Raw genomic sequence first — 4,353 nt, forward strand, 5'->3', positions numbered from 1 at the left:
GTGTATCATTCCACTCCTTAACATCCGGCCTACCTCCATGGCGTTTCTTTATGCCATGGTAGCCGTTATTCTTGAGTGGGTCAATTCCGCCGGCGATCTCGGTCAATTATACTCCGGCGATAACAAATCTTGCAAATAGGCTTCATAGTGGTCAGAAACCGCTTCAGCGGCAAGATGGTGAAGCAGGTCAGGAAACCCGCCGTCTTCAAAACCATGGGAAAAAGCCAGCCGCTTTGAGATTTCACTTTTTGTGTTCTCTGTCAACTGCCAGTCGGTCGGTTTGATTGCCCGCCCGTTGGTCTGTGAAATATCGAAAAGGTATTTGATCGTCAGTCTGGCATTTTCGTATTCGCAGACGGCGATGCCCTTCGCCCCTGAGTTCACATATCGACCCGCCTGATTCCACTGTTTGGTGGTGGCAAGCATCGTTACGTCGGGATTCTGCGCGTAGATCAGCAGCATATTATCAAAGGAATGCTTGAAAAACCGTGCTCCAAACGTCAGGTAATCGCGCCAGTTGTTTCCGGTTCGGGTAATGTAGGGGGCAATCGTTTCATAGATTGTCCGAAGTTTTTCGTCCTTTCTCAACGTATCGCCTCCGTTTCATTTTCGATATTGGATTCCGTTATACATCTTCATGAAGGAAATACAAAAAAGAGCCAATGCCTTCATATTCTATAAGGCATTAGCTCTTTGGTTATGAAATTATCTCACTATTGTATGTGTTGGATAAAAGCTCGCAGAGGTATTGGAATGATCCATGATATATTCGACAGACCTTGAAAAACAGTTCATAATGAATTCAATTTAAAAAGCAGGAGGAACATCATGAACCAGTTACACTCACAAATTAGTAATTACTTAACCTATTGCCAGTATCAAAAAATGCTGAATGACAAAACATTGAAAGCTTACCGGATTGACCTCTCGCAGTTTGAAAATTCTTTTGTGGACGAACCAGAGCCACTTTCAAAAGATTGCATTTGTAAATATATTCAAAGGCTGCATGTAAAATACAAGCCAAAAAGCGTAAAAAGGAAAATTGCCTGTATCCGAGCCTTCATTAATTACCTCTACTTTGATGAGCAAATTACATCCAATCCAATTAGCAAAATTCATTTGGATTTTCGCGAGCCACTTGTACTTCCAAAAGCCTTGCCATTATCCACTATTCAAAAACTCTTGAGAGCAGCATATCAATCAGCAAAACAGCAACAGACACAATGTCAGTATTACGTCAGTTTGAGAAATATAGCGGTTTTAGAACTTCTATTTGCAACTGGCTTGCGCGTTTCGGAGCTGTGTTCTATAAGGCCTTCGGAAATTGACCTCAAAAACGGATTTGTTAAGGTACAGGGAAAGGGTTCACGGGAAAGAATTATCTTTATTAGCAATCCTGATACTCTCACAGCGCTGCGTACATATCAGAAAGCTTATTCTCAAAAGATCTCAGAGTCTGGATGGTTCTTTGTAAATAGACTGGGTGGCAGACTTAGTGAACAGTCTGTCCGTGGTATGATTAAATCAGATGCTGAACTAGCCAAAATAACACAGCGCGTCACACCACACATGCTTCGGCATTCTTTTGCCACTCTGATGTTGGAAGATGATGTTGACATACGCTATATACAAAGTATTTTAGGTCACAGTTCTATTACAACAACACAAATCTATACACATGTATCATTAAGTAAACAAAAGAACATTATGAGAAAAAAACACCCAAGAAACCGAATTACCTTATGATTTTCAATTTCAGCTCCCGTTTGCACGGGAGCTTTTTTGTTGTCCAAAACAATTCAAATGAATGAAGGATAATATGTAATTATCCTTCGTTCATTGAAGGAGGAAATAGAGATGCGCAACCATCAAATAATCGAAAACATTCTTTCCCAGTATAATATTGATAATATTGACTTTGACGTATATGTTATTGCAGATGCGCAAGTACAAACAATAAAGGAAAGCGATAATCGTATTTGTCACGCTGATGAAAGTGAATTCTTTTCGCGTACCGAGTTTGCAGAAATTGCATCCGCGCTCTTCAACGTATTTGGATTTGTTCGAGTATTTTATTCTGAGATTTCCTTTATTGAGTATATTTTACGAAACCATATTGATCCTAACGGTTGTATTGTATATAATTTGGCCCGCGATGGTAAGATGCCAGGAAAGAAATCGCTGATTCCATCTTTCTGTGACCTTTATCATATAAAATATACTGGTAGTGACGCATTCGTTATATCTCTGCTAAGGAATAAGCCAGACTTTTCTGACATCCTTTCAGTCCACAACATCAATGTCCCTATTTCAGTTGTGTTTAATCCCAAACAAGAAAACCTTTCTGAGCTAAATACGGCTCTTGAAGGACATGAAATACTCATTAAAAATGTTTGTGAATCAGCAAGTATCGGACTAACGCGCGAATGTAAAATGTTATTTTCTTCAGATGCATATCCAAAATTGCGCCAAGTAGCTACCAGTGTAAATCCCAAACAGGTTTTGGTCCAGGAATTTATTGATGGAATGGAGTGTGAGGTGCTTGTACTGCAATATCACAAAGATTATTATGCCATGACGCCAGTTGTCATTACATTTCCAAAAGACAGAACCTTTATGGATACACAGATATCCAATGGATATCAATATGGTTTTCAATTGCTACAGACCCCTGTAGCCAGTAGCATTTGTGCGACCGCAGAACATGCTGCCTCCATATTGAATATTAAAGATTACGCCCGGTTCGATTTTAGGGTTCGGGATAACATTCCTTACCTATTTGATATTGCTGGCACTCCATATACCATTCATCATAGCTCAGTAGCTTATCTCTTCAATGAGTATGGGTTACAATACGAAGATATCTATAAGACGATTGTATCTTGTATGTTCTCTAATTATTAAAATTAAAAGATTTACTGATACGAAGTGTATTGCAGATCAGAAAGCATCAATCCTCTGAAAAAGAATTTGGATAGCACCGTTTCTCGTCGATCCGTTTGAACCAAATGAATACAAAAATCATAGGCGCTTAGCACTTCTTTTGAAAGTATGAGTCTTTTAAGAGCAGCATTCTTCTTTTCCCAGAAAATTTCCTGCTTTTTAAATAGTGCTGGTATAAAGCCATCTATTTTATGAAATAGCTTTTCTGCTAGTTCCCATTTCTTGTCTCGCAAAGCTCGGTAAGCTTCAAACCACACGAAATAGTATCGGTAAAAATCATCTATATTTTCATCACTAACATCGGATACATCTGTGCATTGCATTAAATTTTCAATTTTATCTTTGTAATTGCTGTAACTTGCATCGTCGTCGCAATATAAGCACAGGGAGCATAGATTTGTTAAAATGACAAATTCGGTTGCACAAGGAGTACCCTGTAATTCTTGTGCAAGAAGTAGACGAGTGTTTTTCGCTTTAGTTGCACATTCCTGCTGATTACTTGAATTTTGTTCAAATTCTAGAAATTGAGCGATCAACAAGTTGTTGTTAATTTTAGCAGGCTGCGGAAGCATTATACCTTCTCTATCTGCAATTTCAGCAGCAGAGTTACAACAAATCTGTGCTTCTTGATATTTTTGAATAACGATGTCGGTACCCGCCTGGCAAACGAGGGTTATACAATATTCGTCCCAAATTTGACATTCAGAAAAGTACTTTTTTGCCCTCTCATAGTAAATTTCACATTGAGTAGGATTGGCAAAAAGGAATGCTTTTCGATTGAAAATATTTTGAATATACTGTGCAAGACCTTTTTCCCCTTTTGCTCTGGATTCTATAGAAAGCTGTTGGCTGAGTGTGTATAACAGGTTAAACTCATCAATGTCATTTCTTACATCTAAGATGTAAGGTGCAATTTCATAAACGATCGTAAGACGAATAATAGTTTCATCTGCTGGTTTTAGTTGAATCGGATTGATAAAATTTGAAAGCATAAGCTTATTCTTTGCATACTGTAAACATTCATTTAAAAGCATTTTTTGATATTTATCGTTTGTTTGAGTCATAGTATAGAAAAAATGGAAACAGGCTCTGGCCAATTCAGCTTTCAATGGCAATTCAAAGTCAAATTGCTTTAGCTTGCAATATATAGAATATGTATTGTCTCCCGTGGTAGGGGATTGCGAGAGCATGTCATAGAAATTTCGAATCTCCATAAATTCATTCAGTTGCTGTGTAACTGCATATTGTTTAATCAAATCATCAATCCGATTAAGTAAATCATAATCTAAGGAACCTCTGATTTAATCCGCCCCTCTACCGAAGAGAGGAGAACTCTGGTAAAATAGAACTATCAATTCACAGGCGGTGCAGAGAAATGAAAAAGCAACAAACTTTTACGGATATCGAATA

Annotated in this window: 4 protein-coding genes; 2 read left to right on the forward strand and 2 right to left on the reverse strand. The window is 38.1% G+C overall.

What is annotated here, in order from left to right; translation table 11 throughout:
* Window positions 1-102: 102 nt before the first annotated feature.
* A complete protein-coding gene (locus CAFE_RS06160) occupies window positions 103-588 on the reverse strand; it encodes an ArdC-like ssDNA-binding domain-containing protein (protein ID WP_156990119.1) in 486 nt (161 codons plus the stop codon).
* A 240-nt stretch (window positions 589-828) separates the two neighbouring features.
* Between CAFE_RS06160 and CAFE_RS06165 the strand changes: the two genes are divergently transcribed.
* A complete protein-coding gene (locus CAFE_RS06165) occupies window positions 829-1,746 on the forward strand; it encodes a tyrosine-type recombinase/integrase (RefSeq protein ID WP_156990120.1) in 918 nt (305 codons plus the stop codon).
* Window positions 1,747-1,857: 111 nt separating this feature from the next.
* Entirely contained in the window at window positions 1,858-2,904 is a 1,047-nt protein-coding gene (locus CAFE_RS06170; protein ID WP_156990121.1) for a D-alanine--D-alanine ligase family protein, read from the forward strand.
* Window positions 2,905-2,915: 11 nt separating this feature from the next.
* Here CAFE_RS06170 and CAFE_RS06175 read toward each other — a convergent pair whose 3' ends face one another.
* Window positions 2,916-4,199, reverse strand: coding sequence for a hypothetical protein (locus CAFE_RS06175; protein WP_156990122.1), 1,284 nt, complete (start codon window positions 4,197-4,199; stop codon window positions 2,916-2,918).
* Window positions 4,200-4,353: the final 154 nt, after the last annotated feature.

The organism is Caproicibacter fermentans (genome assembly GCF_009746625.1).
Taxonomy (GTDB): Bacteria; Bacillota; Clostridia; order Oscillospirales; family Acutalibacteraceae; genus Caproicibacter; species Caproicibacter fermentans.